Below are 17,238 nucleotides of genomic sequence, written 5' to 3'. Positions count from 1 at the left end.
GGCTAAACTCTTGCGCTACTTGGGATATTTACTACCCTATCACTTAGAAATTTAGCATTTTTTAGCTCATCTCTTTGGCAGTCTTTAAACATATCAAGCTCATTCATAAGCTGCCAGATAGGGCGCGTAAAAACGCCATTTTCATTACTAAATTTCAAAAACTCATCTCGTTTTTCATGACTTTCAAAAAGCACCGCGTTTAGCCAAAAATTTGACCTAGCTTCCGCTAGCTCATCTATAAATTTCACATCATCAAATTTAGAAAAATACTCTTTATAGATCATCGCAAGTTCGCGTTTGCTCTTTAAAAATAGCTCCAAATTTTCAAGCTGCGCCACAAGCAGGGCCGCGTTTAAATTTGGCAAGCGGTAATTGTAGCCGACCTCGCTGTGACGATACTCAAAAGGGTGTGGCACCTTGGCCGTTGTGGTGATAAATTTAGCGCGCCTTGCTATCTCTTCGTCATTTGTGATGATAGCTCCGCCACCTCCGCTTGTGACTATCTTATTGCCATTAAAGCTCATCGCTGCAAGCTTGCCAAAATTCCCCGTATGAGTGCCTTTATAGTAGCTACCAAGGCTCTCGGCACAGTCTTCTACCAAAACGATGTTCCAACGCTTGCAAATTTCAGCTATCTCATCTATCTTGCAAGGAAGCCCAAAAGTGTGCATAGGCACGCAAGCACGCACTATCCTGCCGCTAGTTTTATTGACACATTTGCCGCCTTTTAGCTCGCAGTTTTTCTCCAAAAACGCACTAAGTGACGCTGGCGACATACCAAGCGTATCAAGATCAACGTCCACAAAAACTGGCTTTGCAAAAAGGTAGCTAATGGCGTTGCAAGTGGCTATAAAAGTAACTGGCTGCGTGATCACTTCGTCATTCTGCTCTACACCAGCTAGCTTTAGGCAGATGTGAAGCGCAGAGGTGCCATTTGTCGTAGCAACTGCAAATTTAGCACCGACCATTTGAGCTAGCTTGCTCTCAAACTCATCGACAAATTTGCCGACACTTGAGACAAAGCTAGAGTCGATGCACTCAAGCAGATATTTTTTCTCATTGCCTATAAATTTAGGCTCGTGAAGCGGGACTTTGTCCTTGCCAAAAGTGCTTTTTATAAATTTCAAAACCTCGTCAAAATCACATTTTTTCATCGAGATATTTTCCTGTTTCTTTATGCATAAAATTTGGTATGAGCTCGAAAACTTCGTGCAAAACGTCCTCTTTGCTCCATGTCAAGCTTGATTTTAAATTTAAGATGTTGTTTTTGAAAATTTCTAGCTTTTTGCTATCAAAATTTGCATCATTTTTGACTATGCCGATGTTTTGAAGTCTTTGCATGTCAAGTCTCTCGCCGTCAACGAAAAACTCCTCGTAGTCCTTCTCTCCAGTCGTGTCACTAGGCGTAAAAAGACAAGGGTAAAAGCCATCTTTTGGAAGCACTTTTGCAAGCTTTCTGGCCTCCTCCTCATTTTCACATAAAAATGGCTCGTAGCCTAAATTTGCCAAGTATCGCTTGGCTATCTCGCTAAATGTTATGAGGTCTAAATTTTCATCTAATTTTGGGAAAAATATATCTCTATTTTCGCCAAAAATAGTGCTTAAAAGGCAGAGCTCGCCGCTCTCTTTTGGCGTTAAAAAGTAGCGCCTGACATCGTTTGGAGCGACAATGGGCTGAGCCTTTTCTATGCGTTTTTGAAAGCCAAAAAGAAGCGAGCCGTCACTAAATGCTACGTTTGCAAACCTAGCCATCGAGACATCGATCTCTAAAGAGTGCTTAAACGCAAACATCTCCATGATGCGCTTGCTAGCTCCCATTAAATTTACAGGATTTGCGGCCTTGTCGGTGCTAACGCAGAAATATTTTTTTGACTTCATATCCGAAGCTTGAGCCAGCGTTTTATCGGTATTAAAGATATTTGTTTCAAGCATCCTCATGAGTGTAAATGGGTCTTTTTCACTTCTAACGTGCTTTAGCGCTGATAAATTTAACACGTAGTCAAATCCACCACTTTGCGCCAAAAGTGCGTCAAACTCAGCACTTGCAACATCTATGGCATAAGTTTTAAAGTCGCCACTTATATATCCAAACTCGCTTCTTATGTCGCGCACTAGCTCGACAAGGTTGTTTTCAGAGATATCAACGACGTATAGTTTTTTGGGTTCTCTTATAAAGATCTCTTTTGTCACAGCAGAGCCTATAGAGCCAGCCCCACCGATAACTAGAAAGCTTGAGCTTGAAACTATCTCTTTTAAGTCTTTATCAAGTGCATTTATGTCATCTTCAAAGAGATTTTTCGTACGTCCTATTAAGCTTAAGATATCCATTTTTATTTCACCATTAAAATTATTTCTATAAATATTTTTATTTAAATTAAAAATTAGGCTTTTTACTCCTTGCCAAATTGCGCAATAAATAAAGCCTACATCCTATCTTTAGCTGTGATTCCCATTATATTAAATGCTGTTTTTATCGAGACAGCAACGACTGCAAAGACTTTTAGCAAGCTATCTTCATTTTCGTTGCCAACCACGCGGTTTTCATTATAAAATTTATGAAAGCTAGCAGCTAGCGACTTTAGATAGTCTGGTATTTTTTGAAGCTGCCTTGAAGCAAAAGCATCCTCTAAAATTTCAGGCAAGATAAGCGCCTCAAAAAGTAAATTTTTAGCATTTTCATCTAGGCACTCAAAGTCCGCATTTATCACGTCACTAACGCTTTTTTCAGCCTTTGCAAAGACCTGATTTATCCTAGCGTGAGCGTAATTTATATAAAAAATAGGGTTTGAGCTATCCTCTTTTTTAAGCTCATCCACGTCAAATTCCAAACTGCTCGTGTTTGCCTTGCTTATAAAGATAAATCTAAGCGCCTCAGCACCGATCTCGCTTGCGATATCGCTCATCAGCACGGCATTGCCAGCGCGCTTGCTCATTTTGTATGGCTTGCCCTCTTTTAGCAGGCTAACCATCTGCATGAGTATCACTTCAAGCTTGTTTTCATCGTATCCAAGGAAATTTATCGCAGCCTTTAGCCTTGCGATATATCCGTGATGGTCTGCACCCCAAATGTTTATATAGTGGTCAAAATTTTTCTCAAATTTGGCATTATGATAGATGATGTCTCCGGCTAAATACGTCGGTCTGCCGTCATTTCTAACCACAACCCTATCGTTATCGTCGCCAAGTGCGGTCGAAGCGATATAAGTAGCGCCCTCTTTTTCATACATTTGATTTGAGCGTTTTAGCTTGTTTATGGTTGGCTCCAGGCGGTTGTAAAGTGCTTTTTCGCTGGCCCAGCTCTCTATAAAAATGCCAACATCAGCCAAGTCTTTTTTGATGATCTCAAGTACGATATCCTTGCCAAACTCAGCAAGCTCAAGGTTTCTGCTCTCATCATAAAAAATTTCCTTGCCAAATTTCTCATTTGCAAGCTTAGCGATATCTAAAATATAATCCCCGCGGTAATATTTCTCTGGATAGACGACACTTTCGTTAAAAAGCTGCTCTTTAGCCGCAAGTGATATCGATGTGCCAAGCAGATCTATTTGATTGCCCGCATCATTTATGTAGTATTCTGTTGAGATGGCGTAGCCAAGTCTTTTGCCAAGCCTAGCCAAAGTATCACCATAAACTGCGCCCCTAACGTGTCCGATGTGAAGCGGCCCAGTTGGATTTGCGCTGATGTATTCTATTAAATAGCTATCTTTTTTCGCATCTTCTTTTGCAAAATTTTCGCTATCTAGCAAAATTTGCTTTGAAATTTCATCTAAAAATTCACTCTTAAGCTTGAAATTTAAGTAGCCATTTACCGCGCTAGCTTCCACTATCTTGCTATCACTAAATTTATCAGCAAATTCGCTAGCTATCATAGCTGGAGACTTTCTTAGCTCTTTTGCGAGGCTAAAAAGTGGCGTCGCATAGTGGGCTAGATTTTTATCCTTTGGCTTTTCAAGTACAAATTCTCGCTCTAAAACCTTTGAAATTTCAGCTTTTACTTTATCTTTCAACTCTAAAACCTACGCGTTTTTAGTTGTTTCTTCTATCTTTTGACTAGCTGCACTCTCTTCTTTATGCTCTACTTTTTCGCTCTTTTCAGGGGTTGTATCCTCCATCTCAGCCTTAAAAGTCTTTATGCCTTTGCCTAGTCCTTTTGCAAGCTCTGGGATCTTCTTTGCTCCAAAAAGTAATACAATGATCGCTAAAACGATCAACCAGTGGCCAATACTAAAAGAACCCATCTTTTCTCCTTATCAAATTTTCTCAAAATATTATCATAAATTCCTGAATTTCTAACAATCTATCCACTCGTCGATGACGTTTCTTAAGTTTATCTTAGCACTTTTTAACCTCATCGCTCGAAGGATTGATTTTAGCCCTTTATAGCTCTTTTCTATATCATCATTTACTAAAAAATAATCATACTCTAAAATATGCTCCATCTCACCAACTGCGTTCATTAAGCGATTTTCTATTGTTTCGTCACTATCTGTTCCGCGGTTTTTCAAGCGTCTTTTTAGTTCTTTTTTATTCGCAGTTGTGATAAAAACTGAAGTGATGTAGCTTTTAAATTTCTCAAGTGCGATGTGAAAGCCCTGCACATCGATGTCAAATATCACTATCTTTCCAGCCTCAAGTGCCTCTAAAACTGGCTTTAGGCTTGTACCATAGTAGTTTTTATGCACCTGCGCCCACTCTAAAAACTCGCCTTTTTCTATGCCGCTTTTAAATTCATCTTCTTTTATAAAATAATAATCCACCCCATCAACTTCGCCTTCTCTTTTGGCTCTTGTTGTGCTTGAGATAGAAAAATACAGGTCTTTCTCCTCCTTTAAAAGACGGCCCAAAAGCGTGCTTTTACCGCTTCCACTAGGTCCCGAAACTACTAAAATTTGTCCTTGCAACTACTTTTCCTCGAAACTTATATTTATCTTGATGTTCATATCTTTTAGCACATCTCTTAACGAGCTCTCATTTAGTGACTCATGGACGTGTTTTGTGATCTTTTTAGTTAGCTCTTCCTTATAGTCTTCTTTTGCATCATTTTTTGAGCTTGTTTGAGGCATATCTTTTAGTCCAAATGCCGCTAACATCGTGTTTTCATCTATATCATCTATCGATGACGCGTCAAAATTTAACTCACTTGATGCCGCATCTTTATTATCATCTTTCACGTTTTCTTCTTGAGCATTTTCTTCTTCAAAAGTTTCATCCACAAGCCCTAGATCTTCTTTGGCTTCTGGCTCGCTCACATCTTCTAGCTCTTCTACTGGCATCTCATTAGAAGAATTTTCGCTCTCGCTAGACTCTAAATTTTCTAGCTCCTCACTTGAAATTTCATCCAGAGCCTCTTCTTCTATATCTTCTTCTGCTTTTTCATCATCTACTTGAATTTGCTCTTCATCAGCCTCAGATATCTCATCTAAATTCTCCTCATCTTTAGGCTCATCTTCTAAATTTAGCTCATTTTCAAGGCTATTTTCATCATCAAATTTAGCTAGCTCGTCTAAATTTAGCTCTTCTTGCTCTAAATTTTTAGCATCAGTCTCATCAACCTCTTCACTATTTAGCTCTTCATCAAGCGAATCGATCTCACTAAGCTCAAATTTACTCTGATCTATCTCGTCAAGCTCGCTACCAGCGTTCTCTTCATCAACCAAGCCTGCAACGTCATTTTGGCTAATAATATCATCTAAATTTTTATTTAGCTCTTCATCTGCTTCAGACTCTTCTGGCATATTTTCTATCTCATCGACAAGTGCGCTAAGCTCTGCTAGATCGCCATCTTTGCCCTCTTCGCTCTCATTTGCATCACTTATCGCTTCGCTAGTCTCTTCATCCACGCTCTCATCAGCAAGGTCTTCACTAGCAAGCTCTTGTAGATCCTCAAGCTTTTCTAAAGACTCCACATCGCTAGCTTCATTTTCCTCTTGCAAGTCGCTCTCGTCCGCCTCCTCGCTTGGGCTATCTATGCCACTTTCTAAAAGCTCTTTGTCAAGGTCTGCGAAATTTTCTAAATTTGTATCTATATCAGGCAGCTTAAACCCTGACATCTCGTCAAAATTTATAGCCTCGTCGCTAAAATCACCAAAGTCGCTTTCGCCCTGCTCACTAGCATTTTGCTCAGCAACTGGCTCATCTTTTGGGATATTTTGCTCAAAAACACTTATAAATTCAGTCGGTAAAAATGGTTTTTCAAGCATCAAAGTAGCAAATTCTGGTTTGCTCTCGCCACGACTTGCTAGATACATCACCTTTTTGTCTGTAGCTAGTTCGCTACTATCCACGTCACTGTCGATTATGATAAAGTCAAACTGAGCATCGTCAAATCCATTTAGATCCTCAAATTCGCTATATTCGGTGCCGATTTTATTCAGACTTAAAGTTATCAGACGTGAAACTGCTGGATTTTTATTTATTAGAGCAACTTTCATCATCCCTCCTTGTAATAGTAAAAGCCTATTCTATGATAAATTTCATTGCTATTTTCTTAAAAAAACAGAGCCGGCAGATCATTTATCACTTTTAAAAGTAGGTCGCTCATTATCTTCATAATGCCTGCTAAAATGGCTATCAAAACGGAAAATCCGATCGTCACTTTGATAGGATAGCCGATGACCAGTAGGTTAAACTGCGGCATCGTCTTCATGAGCATGCCAAAGATAGAGTCTGAGAGCAAAGATAGGGCGATAATGGGAAATGACATGATAAAGCCAAACATAAACAAATTTGTAAATAAATTTATCGCATAGCTCATGATGCCAGGTCGTGGATAAAAATCGCCAAGCGGCACAACAGCAAGCGAACTAGCGTAAAACTGAAGGAGCAAATGGTGACCGTCAAAGGCTAGAAATGTTAGTAGCGCTATGAAATTTATAAGGTTTGCTATGACTGGGGAGTTTGTGCCAGTTTGTGGGTCAAGTACAGAGGCCATAGAAAAGCCCATGACCATCGAGATTTGCTCGCCTGCCATTTGAAGCGTGGCAAAGATTATGGTTAGCATAAGACCTGCACTTAGACCCAACATGACCTCGCCTAAGATCTCGCCGATTAAGAAATTTATAGAGTTTGCATGAGCTTTTGAGATGGGAAATAGCACGACGCAAAGGACAAAAACTAAAAGCGTTTTTACGCTAAGTGGAATTTGATTGTGCGAATAAAATGGAAAAAATACGATGAGACCGCTAAGGCGTGCAAACAAAAGCATAAAAACTATTGTCTTATCAGCTCCAAAAAATTCTACTAGTTCCATTTTGCTCTTTTAAATTTTTTGCTAATTTTACAAAATTTTACTTTGTTTTTTAAATTTATGTGGTCGTTTTTAGAAATTTGAAGCTAAATTTTAAGAAATTTGCACAAGCTCTTTGTTCTCAAGCTTGTATGAGTTATCGCATTTCGCGGCTAGGTCGTTGTCGTGAGTGACTAGAACAAGGGCAGCGTTATTTTCATTTATATAGTCAAATAAAACTTGCATCACTTCATTTGCCGTTTGCTTATCAAGGTTGCCTGTTGGTTCGTCTGCAAAGATGATCTTTGGCTTTTTAGTAAGCACTCTAGCGATACTCACACGCTGCTGCTGGCCGCCGCTTAGCTCGCCAACTTTTTGATTTATCACACTTGAAATTTTAAGCGCTTCAAGATCATTTTTTTCTATATTTTCGCCAGATAAGATGCTTGCAAGCTCGATATTTTCATAAGCGCTAAAACCTTTAAAAAGATAGTGCGACTGAAAAATGATGCCAAAATGAAGCCTTCTAATGGCCAAAAGCTCGTTTTGAGAAAGCTCATAGATCGATCTATCTTGATAGATGACCTCGCCAAAATTTGGTTTTAAGAGCGTTGAAAGTATGTGTAAAAGCGTTGATTTGCCACAACCGCTAACACCTGTTATCGCGATGCTTTGTTTTTGATTGAGAGTTAAATTTATATTGTTAAAGAGCGTATAATCATACGCAAAGCCTAGATTAGACGCTCTTAAAATTTTCATTAGCCTATTTGAGCAGCAACTTCTGCAGCAAAGTCATCTACTTTTTTCTCTAAGCCTTCGCCAAGCTCGAAACGAACGTATTTTACGATCTTGATCTTGCCACCAAGCTCTTTGCTCTTCTCTTCGATAACTTGTTCGATAGTCTTTTTATCGTCCATTACATAAAACTGACCTAAAAGTGTGAGGCGTTGGTCAAGCACTGTGTTATCAGCGTAAAATCTCTCGATCTTACCAGGGATGATCTTGTCCCAAATTTTCTCAGGTTTGCCCTCAGCTTTTAGCTCTTCTTCGATCGCTTTTGTAGCTTTTGCAAGCTCAGCCTCACCTATCTGGCAACGGCTAGCATACTCAGGGATATGGTGAAGTGGCTTGCCTAGGCGTTTTAGCTCTTCATTTTCTTTTTCAAGCTCAGCGCGAAGTGCGATAAATTCTTTCTCAACAAAATCTTTATCAAGGTCTTTGTAGCTTATAACGCTTGGCTTCATAGCAGCTGCATGCATACATAAATTTCTTATAAATTCAGCTGCTTTGTTTGCAACATCAGCACTTTCGCAAGCTGCACCGATAAGCACGCCAACACGGCCATTTGAGTGAACATAGCCATTTACCACGCCCTTATCATCAGCGCTAATAGTCTCAAAGCGGCGAACTACGAGGTTTTCGCCGATAGTTGCGATCTGAGTTTTGAAGTATTCTTCAAATTTAACACCGTTTAAAGTGCTTGTATTTAGCTCTTCAACTGTTTTTATACCACTTGATTGGATGTGAGCGGTTGTGTCTTTTGCAAGCGCTTGAAACTGTGGGTTTCTAGCAACGAAGTCGGTCTCAGAATTTATCTCGCTGATAGTTGCTTTTTTGCATTTTGAGCAAACTTCAACACTTACTAGGCCCTCGCTTGCAAGGCGGTCAGCCTTTTTAGCAGCTTGACCTAGGCCTTTTTCGCGAAGGATGTCAACAGCTTTTTCCATGTCGCCATTTGCTTCGCCAAGTGCCTTTTTGCAGTCCATCATGCCAGCTCCGGTTGATTCGCGGAGCTCTTTTACCATTTGTGCAGTTACTTCCATTACTCTTCGTCCTCGCCAAAGTCTTCTTCACTCATAGCCTCAGCTACAACTGCGTCTTTCTCATCTTGGCTTACCTCTTCGCCAGCAGCTTGCTCGCCACCATCTTGCTCAAGAAGTGATTTGCCTTCGTTGATCGCCTCAGCCATCTCTTGGCAGAAAAGCTGAACAGAGCGGATCGCGTCATCGTTTCCTGGGATAGGATAATCAACAACGTCAGGATCGCAGTTTGTATCGATCGGTGCTACAACTGGGATTTTTAAGCGATTAGCCTCTTGAACGGCGATCTTTTCTTTAACTGTATCAACAACAAATATCATATCAGGTAGGCTTTTCATATTGCGGATACCGCCAAGAGTTGCGATAAGCTTCTCTTTTTTGCGGCGAAGCATCAAAGCCTCTTTTTTAGTTAGTAAATTTATCGAACCATCTTCTTCCATAGTCTCGATAACTTCTAGTTTGCGGATAGACTGGCGGATAGTACCAAAATTTGTCATCATACCACCTAACCAGCGGTGATTTACATAAGGCATTCCGCATTTTTCAGCGTACTCTTTTATAGCGTCGATAGCTTGTTTTTTAGTACCGACAAATAGCACTGACTTGCCTTCAGCAGCTGCGTCACGAACGATGTTGTAAGTGTAGCGGAAGTAGCGGATAGTCTTTTGTAGATCTATGATATAGATACCTTTTCTCTCGCCAAAGATAAATTTTTTCATCTTTGGGTTCCAGCGGCGTGTTTGGTGACCAAAATGTACGCCACACTCTAATAAATCTCTCATAGTTACCATGAGTTTCTCCTTGTTTTAGGCATTTTGCCTTGAATTTAGTTTTATCCTCCACGACCATTAATGCTTTCGCACAACCAAATTTAGGATTGTCGTGTGTGAAATAAAGCTTGGATTATATTGAAACTTGGCTTTATTGAAGCTAAATTTAAAGATATTTTTAGCTACAAATAAAGCTCAAATTTCTTTAAATTTACTCGAAAAAGCCTTTTTTAACGACCTTTTCGTCTTTAACGCAAAACTCGCCTTTTGCGATCACGTCATATAAATTTAGCTCCTCGTCAAAGACGCAAAGATCAGCGTCATTGCCGACTTTTATCTCGCCTTTTTGGTTTAAATTTAGATATCTCGCCACGTTTTTGCTCATCAAAGCCAAAGTATCTTCTATCTTTAAAATTTTATTTCTTACCAAAGCTTGCAATACCTCTAAATTTGACGCACATGACGCGCAGCCATATCCCACTAGCTCGCCATTTTCGTTAAATTTAGGCACGCTGCCGTTGCCATCTGAGCTCATCGTTAGGCGCTCTAAATTTAGCCCATTTTCAAGGCCATAAGCCACCACCTCGTGAAGTGGGGCAAATTTACTCCCACCACTTGTAATATCGACGTTTCCGCCCATTTTTTGAAACTTCAAAGCCTCGTTAAATAGATCTTTCGTCCTAGCGCAGTGTGTCGGCGAGAAGTAATGAACTGGGAATTCGTAGTCTTTTTTCACCTTAAAGACGTTGTCAAATTTCTCGCTTAGTCCGCCCATGTGCATGTGAAGCACGCCACCTTTTTTTGAGACCATGCCGCCTATGCGTATCTTGCTTAGAATTTTGATGAGCTCCTCTTTTGAGACGTAGCTGCCGCGGTTATCGGTCAGTGCGATTTTTACGCCGATCACTTTGTCGATTAGTATGAGATCCTTTGCGATGTCGCCGGTAAATGTCACACAGGGGCTTGCGTATGAGCCGGTGTGGATGAAGGTCGAGATGCCCTCAAGCTCGAGCGCTTTTGCTTTGGAGTAGAGATTTTCTAGGCTTCTAGTGACACCATCAGTCCCCAAAACGCCAACAAGCGTCGTAGTGCCGTATTTTACGATCTGGCTAAGCGTGATCTCAGGCGTTCTTGAGTGATATCCAGCCTCGCCGCCGCCACCCGTGATATGCACGTGCTGATCAATGAGACCTGGAGCTAAAACCTTGCCCTTTAGGTCGTAAATTTCTAGCCCTTCTACGCTAAAGCTTAGCCCCTCGCCGATGGCTAAAATTTTACCGCCACCTACCAAAACATCGCGCTTGCCAAGAAATTTTGGCGTGTATAGATTAGCATTTTTAAGCAAAAGCATATTTTCTCCTTTATTTGCTAAGTTGTACTTTTTCTTCTATCTCCATCAGTTTTATAAAAATTTGCTCGACATTTTCCCTATCCACGGCACTTAGCTCCATCTTTTTTGAGCTAAGTAGCATCTGCACAAACTCTTCATTCATAAGCTGCTCAAAGCCCAAATTTCTAGCGTTTTGAGCTATTTTTGCCGCTAGTGGATTTTTAAAGCTCTCATATCCCATTTTTATCCTTAAATTTCACTGCAAATCCGCAAAATCTACCGCACACGCCGTCTCTTCGGTATGAAAAATATCTCTCGTCGCAGTGCGTGCAGACCTCGCTAAAGTTTAAATTTCTAACCCCAAGTGCGCTAAATTCATCTCTCAAGGCTGCGTTCATATCAAAATTTCTACCTATCTTATATGCGTTAAATTCCCCAAGATCAAGCTCGCCCACCTCGTAGCAGCCGCCTTTTATATTTGCTCCGACAAAGACGCTGATGTCGCCTGCTCTTGAGCCAAATTTCTCGCCCATAAGCATAACCGCTTTTGTACAAATTTTTAGCATCACGCCAGCTCTGCCAGCATGAGCCACGCAGATAGCGCCCTGCCTCTCATCTATCATCACAACTGGCGAGCAGTCCGCCACCAAGACGCAGATGCCTACACCACTTAAATTTGTGATCACAGCGTCGCACTCTGGCAGCTCGTCCTCCTCGTTTTCAAGGACAAAAACCTTGTCCGAGTGGATCTGCTTCATAAATTTAAGCTGCCTAACGCCCAAATTTTTAGCCAAAATTTCTCTATTTTTTATGACATCTTTTGGCTCATCGCCCACGTGATCGCCTAAATTTAGCGAGCTAAATTTACCCTCACTAACGCCGCCAAGCCTGTTTGTAAAGCCAGCCACTATGCCATTTTTATCAAAAACGATCTCTAAATTTTCACGCATCTTCGCTCGCTTAGTAAAGGCTTGAAATTCTCTCGACCTCGTCCCAGCTAAGGCCGCCATTTTGCTTGGCCTCAAGCATCCTAGCCACGTAGCGAGCCAGCAGGTCACTCTCGATATTTACGCGTCTGCCGATCTTGAAAGTGCCAAAAAGGCTATCTCTAAATGTGATCGGTATGATCGTTAGCCTTATGCCCTTTGGTAAAATTTCATTTATCGTAAGGCTCACGCCCTCGACGCCCACCGAGCCCTTGTTTGCCATCAGAGCCATCGCCTCTCGCGGCAGGTCGATGTAAAAATCAACGCCGTTTTCATGCTTTTTTATAGCTGAGATCACGCCGATAAAATCGATATGCCCTTGCATCAAATGCCCATCCACGCGCTCTCCAAGCTTCATAGCTGGCTCAATATGCACCAAGCCACTTAAATTTTCAACCGCGACATTTGCCCTGCTCTCCGCGCTTAGCTCCACACTAAAGCCATCATCATATAGTTTGATAACGCTTAAGCAAGCGCCATTTACTGCTATGCTATCGCCTAAATTTGGGCGAAATTTAGCCTTTAGTCGTAAAACATTTTGTGAGTAGCTAATGACCTCGGCAAGCTCCCTGATTAAGCCATTAAACATATTTTGCCTTTAAATTTTTAAGGATTTTACTAAATTTTGCCTAAATTTGGCGCATGGATAGATTTGCTGGTTACGTGAAATTTAAAAGATATAAATGCCAAATATCACAACTGACATAAAGATACGCTTTTGAGCGGTCACGCAAAAAACAAAAAACGCGAGTGCAACCTAGGAAAAGAATGTAAAAATGCTGGCAAATTAGCGATGAGCCGCTAGCTTGGTAGCAAAAGTCACTTGCAAGGTAAATTTGGCTGGCGGTAAATTGCAAAAGATTTTAAACTTGATCTAGCCAGTATAAATTTAATCTGCCATTTGCCTTTAAATTTACACACTCTAGGCACAAAATTTAGATAGCGTGCCAAAAAACAGCAATAATAATTTTACTACCAGACGCATGTCAAAAGCTTTTGGCTAAATTTTGCCCCTAGCTCGTCTGCAAAACTAGCCACGTCTTGCTAAAATCACGCGCTGCCAGGTCGTCCCTCTTTATCCACAGATAAACTCTACCCTCTCCGTCCCAGTCCATGTCGCTATCCCAGTCGCTATCTATCTGCAAAAGCAGCTGCCACTGGGCAGCATTTTTCTCAAACTCTGCGATATTTGGGTGGTGATAAGCGCTACCATCGCCGCAGTCAAGGCCATTTGCCACGAGCTCGCACTCTAGCTCCATGCCATCTTGAATGTTGTCAGAGTGGCCAAGGAGCTTGTTTTCTTTGGCCTGCCAGCTTGGCTCGATGACCTCGTGATAGGCCTCCCACTCCTCCTCGCTAAATTTACCAAATGGCACGAGCGAGCTTTGCAAACTTGGCAAATTTAGCTCATTTTTAAAGCTAAGAGAGCGTGCGCCAAATGTGAAATTTCCGCCCTCCATGTTTTGGCGAGCAAGCTGGTCTTGAGCTGCCTCACTAAAGATCACAGCAAAGCCCTTTTTATCAGCAGGGTCGTAGCCCCAAATGCGTAAATTTATATCATAAAAAAGATAGAGCATGCCACTTTTTGGTAGTAACCCGTCGGTGTCAAATTTGCTAACTTCAGCAAAATTTATCTGCGCTATAAAGCTAAGCGCGCCGTTTTCATTTGAGGGCCAAGGCACGCTAGCTGGCAGATCTGGCTGCCCGCCAAATTTAGACGCTCCAACAGCGATATCACCGTCATCTTTAGCCTGCGCATCTATCTTTATAGCATTTTTGGCCATTGGCTTTAAAAACTCAAAAAGCTCATCCAAGCCGCGCTCTTTGCAGCCTTTTGCAATTTCATTTAGATCCATATTTTTCCTTTCTAGCAAGCATCAATGTAGATGTGATACTTTTTGCAGTGCAAGCAACGAAACAAATATCCAGCAAAATCGCCACCCGCTACGAGCAGCTCGCGAGCCATTTTCGCGTCGTAATCGTCCCTTTTTGCGTAGTCCGCAAAGACCTCGTCTGCGATGCCGAGCTCAAGAAGCTCCTTCGTGCCCACATCTCCCAAAAATGCGCAATAATCATCACAGCACGCCACCCAGTGCTCGCCCTGCCAGCTCTCATAGCCAGGTGTTCTTTCAAAGAGCTCCTCATCTTTTTTGGCGTCATCCGTGGCAAGATTGTCGGCGCCCTGCACAAAGGTAGCGTCAAATTTCTTAGCAGCTTCGCCATTTGCGATGCAGGCTGGGCAAAGATAGGTGACATCTTGCTCGCTATATATGCCATTGTTGTAATAAATTTCTGTGTTTTTACCGCAACACTCGCAGATGACACTCATATCATCTTTAAATGCGCCAGTTTTTAATGGCTCTGGGTGATAGCGAAATTTTGGTAAGGTGGCAGCCTTTGCCTTTTGAGCTAAAATTTGCCCTTTACTTTTTGGCCTTGGCACCGCCCATTTATCGCCCTCATCTACAAACTGCGCAAGATAACCAAGCGTTTTTAGCTGCTTTTTGTCGTTTTTATCGTGTATCTTTAAAAGTAGCTCATAAGCGCTCTTTTGCATAGACAAAAGCTGATAAATATCTACCAAAACATGTTTTTCCTGTATATCTTCGCTTGCCTCAAGCTCTTCTTTAAACTGATACAAAGCCTCCACGCTCGCCGCATTGCCGTTATTTTTGTAGTAATCTTTTGAAAGTTTTATATATTTTTCTTGAAATTTATCCACAAATAGCCTTTATGAAATTTGCTAAGAATTTTAGCTTTAAAGACTTAAAAGTCGCATAGGTGAGTTATTAAAATTTAAAAGAGTGGGATAAAAATATAAAATTGTTTAAACTTTTAAAATTTAAAAAAAGACACATTAAATTTAACGTCAAGGATAGCCGCAAGCAAATTTACTTAAACTTTCAACTCACTTGCGACTATAAATTTTACTCTTCGTAAGCCCCGATAGAGAGGATTTTATCTATTCTTTTTGCGACAAGCTCGTTTATATCAAGCTTCTCAAGCTCGGCTAGCTCTGAGATGAAGTAGTTTGCAAGTGCTTTTGCGGCACCGTCTTTATCTCTATGAGCTCCATTTATCGGCTCGTTTATCACGTCATCTATAAGCGATAAATTTTTTAAGTCATCAGCCGTTATCTTCATAGATTTCGTGGCTTGCTCTTGTTTAGCTGGGTCGTTCCAAAGTATCGCTGCACAACCCTCTGGCGAGATGACTGAAAAGACAGAGTTTTTCATCATAGCAAGTCTATCAGCCACACCAATAGCTAAAGCACCGCCACTTCCGCCTTCGCCGATAACGACAGCTATTATTGGAGTTTTTAAATTTGCAAATTCAAATAAATTTCTAGCTATGGCCTCGCTTTGACCTCGCTCTTCAGCGCCAACACCAGGATATGCGCCCGGAGTGTCTATCAAAAATAAGATAGGTAGGTTAAATTTCTCAGCCAATTTTGCTACGCGTAAAGCCTTTCGGTAACCCTCTGGATGAGGCATACCAAAATTTCTTTTAAGTTTATTTTTAGTGCCACGACCTTTTTGCTCACCTATAACGACAGCCTTTTTGCCTCCGATATAACCGATGTAGCAGACTATTGCTGGGTCGTCGCGAAATGCCCTGTCGCCATGGATCTCATAGCCATCAACTAAAAATGAATTTATATAATCAATAGCATATGGTCTATCTGGGTGACGAGCAAGTTGCAAACGTTGATATTCGTTTAAATTTTTATATACTTTTGATATCTCTTTAGATAGGTTCTTATTTAAAATTTCAACAGCATGTTCATCGCCTCTGATCTTAGCATTTGCTATATCTTCATCAATTTGCTTTATGCTCTTTTCAAAATCTAAATAATTTGACATCTTAATCCAACTTTTTAAATATCACGACGCCGTTTGTTCCACCAAAGCCAAATGAGTTGCTCATAACAGCTTTTATATCAGCTTTTCTAGCTTTATTTGGAACGTAGTCTAGATCACAGTCTGGATCTGGCGTTTCGTAGTTTATCGTTGGAGGGATGATGCCATCTCTCATTGCCATTATAGATATGACGGCTTCGATCGCACCAGCACCGCCCAAGCAGTGTCCAGTCTGACCTTTAGTTGAACTAACTGGTGGGCACTTATCACCAAAAACAGCCTTTAGTGCAGCTGTCTCATTTTTATCATTTACTGGCGTTGAAGTACCATGCGCATTGACATAGTCTATCTTTACGCCTTTTGCCATATCAAGTGCTTGCTTCATCGCACTTAATGGGCCTTCAAGTGTTGGTGATGTGATGTGATGTGCGTCTCCGCTCTCACCAAAGCCAACTACTTCAGCGTAAATTTTAGCACCTCTTGCAACAGCCGACTCATACTCTTCAAGCACAAGTGCGCCAGCGCCCTCACCCATTACAAAGCCATCGCGGTTTGCATCAAATGGCCTTGATGCCTTACTTGGCTCATCGTTTCTTGTTGATAGCGCTTTCATCGCTGCAAAACCACCTATGCCAACGCCACAGATAGTTGACTCAGCACCGATAACTAGCATATTTGTTGCTTGACCGATCATTATGCATTTTGCAGCTTGTGATATCGCATGAGTGCTTGCCGCACAAGCTGTTACGCTTGATAAATTTGGACCTTTTAGTCCGTGGTTTATTGAAACTATGCCACCTAGCATATTTACAAGTGCAGATGGGATGAAAAATGGCGAAATTCTCTTTACACCTTTTTCAAAATATGTGATTGAGTTTTTCTCAATATTTGGCAAACCACCTATGCCAGCTGCTGAACTAACGCCAAATTTATGAGCATCAAACTCCTTAAAATTTGCATCAGCCATAGCTTCATTAGATGCTTTTATGCCAAGCTGTATGAAACGATCTACTTTTTTCACCTCTTTGCCGTCTAAAATGCTATTTGGATCAAAATCAGTTATCTCGGCAGCAATTTTAACAGGGAATTCGCTTACATCAAAGCTCGTGATCTCTTTCACACCTGTTTTACCCTCGCAAATAGCCTTAAAAGAGCTCTCTTTATCAAGACCAAGTGCGTTTATCATGCCAATACCAGTTACAACGACTCGTTTCAATACATCTCCTTAAATCAAACTATGCAAATTT

18 protein-coding genes are annotated in these 17,238 nt (G+C 41.1%); all 18 read right to left on the bottom strand.

Annotated elements, in window-relative coordinates:
• Window positions 1-2 precede the first annotated feature (2 nt).
• The 18 genes from CVS81_RS01060 to CVS81_RS00975 all read right to left on the bottom strand — a co-directional run bounded on the left by CVS81_RS01060 (window position 3) and on the right by CVS81_RS00975 (window position 17,207).
• A complete protein-coding gene (locus CVS81_RS01060; RefSeq protein ID WP_107964800.1) occupies window positions 3-1,154 on the bottom strand; it encodes a LegC family aminotransferase in 1,152 nt (383 codons plus the stop codon).
• A complete protein-coding gene (locus CVS81_RS01055) occupies window positions 1,141-2,328 on the bottom strand; it encodes a UDP-N-acetylglucosamine 4,6-dehydratase (protein WP_107964799.1) in 1,188 nt (395 codons plus the stop codon). The genes CVS81_RS01060 and CVS81_RS01055 overlap by 14 nt, the downstream gene beginning before the upstream one ends.
• 95 nt (window positions 2,329-2,423) lie before the next feature.
• The gene (gene argS / locus CVS81_RS01050) at window positions 2,424-4,007 is read right to left on the bottom strand and encodes an arginine--tRNA ligase (RefSeq protein ID WP_107964798.1); all 1,584 of its coding nucleotides are present in this window, start codon (window positions 4,005-4,007) and stop codon (window positions 2,424-2,426) included.
• Window positions 4,008-4,016: 9 nt separating this feature from the next.
• Window positions 4,017-4,238 carry a twin-arginine translocase TatA/TatE family subunit gene (tatA, locus tag CVS81_RS01045; RefSeq protein ID WP_021087958.1) on the bottom strand — a complete coding sequence of 74 codons (222 nt, stop codon included), beginning with the start codon at window positions 4,236-4,238 and terminating at the stop codon, window positions 4,017-4,019.
• 51 nt (window positions 4,239-4,289) lie between these two features.
• Entirely contained in the window at window positions 4,290-4,901 is a 612-nt protein-coding gene (gene gmk / locus CVS81_RS01040) for a guanylate kinase (RefSeq protein ID WP_107964797.1), read from the bottom strand.
• Window positions 4,902-6,431, bottom strand: coding sequence for a Highly acidic protein (locus CVS81_RS01035; protein WP_107964796.1), 1,530 nt, complete (start codon window positions 6,429-6,431; stop codon window positions 4,902-4,904).
• Window positions 6,432-6,487: 56 nt separating this feature from the next.
• On the bottom strand, window positions 6,488-7,249 hold the full coding sequence (fliR, locus tag CVS81_RS01030; RefSeq protein WP_107964795.1) for a flagellar biosynthetic protein FliR: 762 nt from the start codon (window positions 7,247-7,249) through the stop codon (window positions 6,488-6,490).
• Between the two features lie 90 nt (window positions 7,250-7,339).
• Window positions 7,340-7,984: an ABC transporter ATP-binding protein gene (locus tag CVS81_RS01025; protein WP_107964794.1), complete on the bottom strand. Its 645-nt coding sequence runs from the start codon at window positions 7,982-7,984 to the stop codon at window positions 7,340-7,342.
• On the bottom strand, window positions 7,984-9,048 hold the full coding sequence (tsf, locus tag CVS81_RS01020; protein WP_107964793.1) for a translation elongation factor Ts: 1,065 nt from the start codon (window positions 9,046-9,048) through the stop codon (window positions 7,984-7,986). Before tsf ends, CVS81_RS01025 begins: the two co-directional genes overlap by 1 nt.
• Window positions 9,048-9,836, bottom strand: a complete 789-nt coding sequence (rpsB, locus tag CVS81_RS01015; RefSeq protein ID WP_002941277.1) for a 30S ribosomal protein S2 — start codon at window positions 9,834-9,836, stop codon at window positions 9,048-9,050. The genes tsf and rpsB overlap by 1 nt, the downstream gene beginning before the upstream one ends.
• Window positions 9,837-10,026: 190 nt before the next feature.
• Window positions 10,027-11,166: a beta-aspartyl-peptidase gene (gene iadA, locus CVS81_RS01010; RefSeq protein WP_107964792.1), complete on the bottom strand. Its 1,140-nt coding sequence runs from the start codon at window positions 11,164-11,166 to the stop codon at window positions 10,027-10,029.
• A 10-nt stretch (window positions 11,167-11,176) separates the two neighbouring features.
• Entirely contained in the window at window positions 11,177-11,386 is a 210-nt protein-coding gene (locus CVS81_RS01005; RefSeq protein ID WP_021092152.1) for a hypothetical protein, read from the bottom strand.
• A complete protein-coding gene (locus tag CVS81_RS01000; RefSeq protein ID WP_107964791.1) occupies window positions 11,376-12,095 on the bottom strand; it encodes a polyphenol oxidase family protein in 720 nt (239 codons plus the stop codon). Before CVS81_RS01000 ends, CVS81_RS01005 begins: the two co-directional genes overlap by 11 nt.
• A 10-nt stretch (window positions 12,096-12,105) precedes the next feature.
• Complete coding sequence (locus tag CVS81_RS00995) at window positions 12,106-12,720, bottom strand: riboflavin synthase (protein WP_107964790.1); 615 nt, start codon at window positions 12,718-12,720, stop codon at window positions 12,106-12,108.
• Window positions 12,721-13,144: 424 nt separating this feature from the next.
• Window positions 13,145-13,987, bottom strand: a complete 843-nt coding sequence (locus CVS81_RS00990) for a YwqG family protein (RefSeq protein ID WP_107964789.1) — start codon at window positions 13,985-13,987, stop codon at window positions 13,145-13,147.
• An 11-nt stretch (window positions 13,988-13,998) separates the two neighbouring features.
• Window positions 13,999-14,853, bottom strand: a complete 855-nt coding sequence (locus CVS81_RS00985; RefSeq protein ID WP_107964788.1) for a CbrC family protein — start codon at window positions 14,851-14,853, stop codon at window positions 13,999-14,001.
• A 205-nt stretch (window positions 14,854-15,058) separates the two neighbouring features.
• Window positions 15,059-15,994 carry an acetyl-CoA carboxylase carboxyl transferase subunit alpha gene (gene accA / locus CVS81_RS00980; protein ID WP_002941254.1) on the bottom strand — a complete coding sequence of 312 codons (936 nt, stop codon included), beginning with the start codon at window positions 15,992-15,994 and terminating at the stop codon, window positions 15,059-15,061.
• 1 nt (window position 15,995) lies between these two features.
• Window positions 15,996-17,207: a beta-ketoacyl-ACP synthase II gene (locus CVS81_RS00975; RefSeq protein ID WP_021085320.1), complete on the bottom strand. Its 1,212-nt coding sequence runs from the start codon at window positions 17,205-17,207 to the stop codon at window positions 15,996-15,998.
• Between the last annotated feature and the right edge of the window lie 31 nt (window positions 17,208-17,238).

Source organism: Campylobacter concisus, from assembly GCF_003049065.1.
GTDB classification, from domain to species: domain Bacteria; phylum Campylobacterota; class Campylobacteria; order Campylobacterales; family Campylobacteraceae; genus Campylobacter_A; species Campylobacter_A concisus_BE.
Note: the sequence above shows the minus strand (reverse complement) of the source record. Positions and strands in the feature narration are given on the sequence as shown.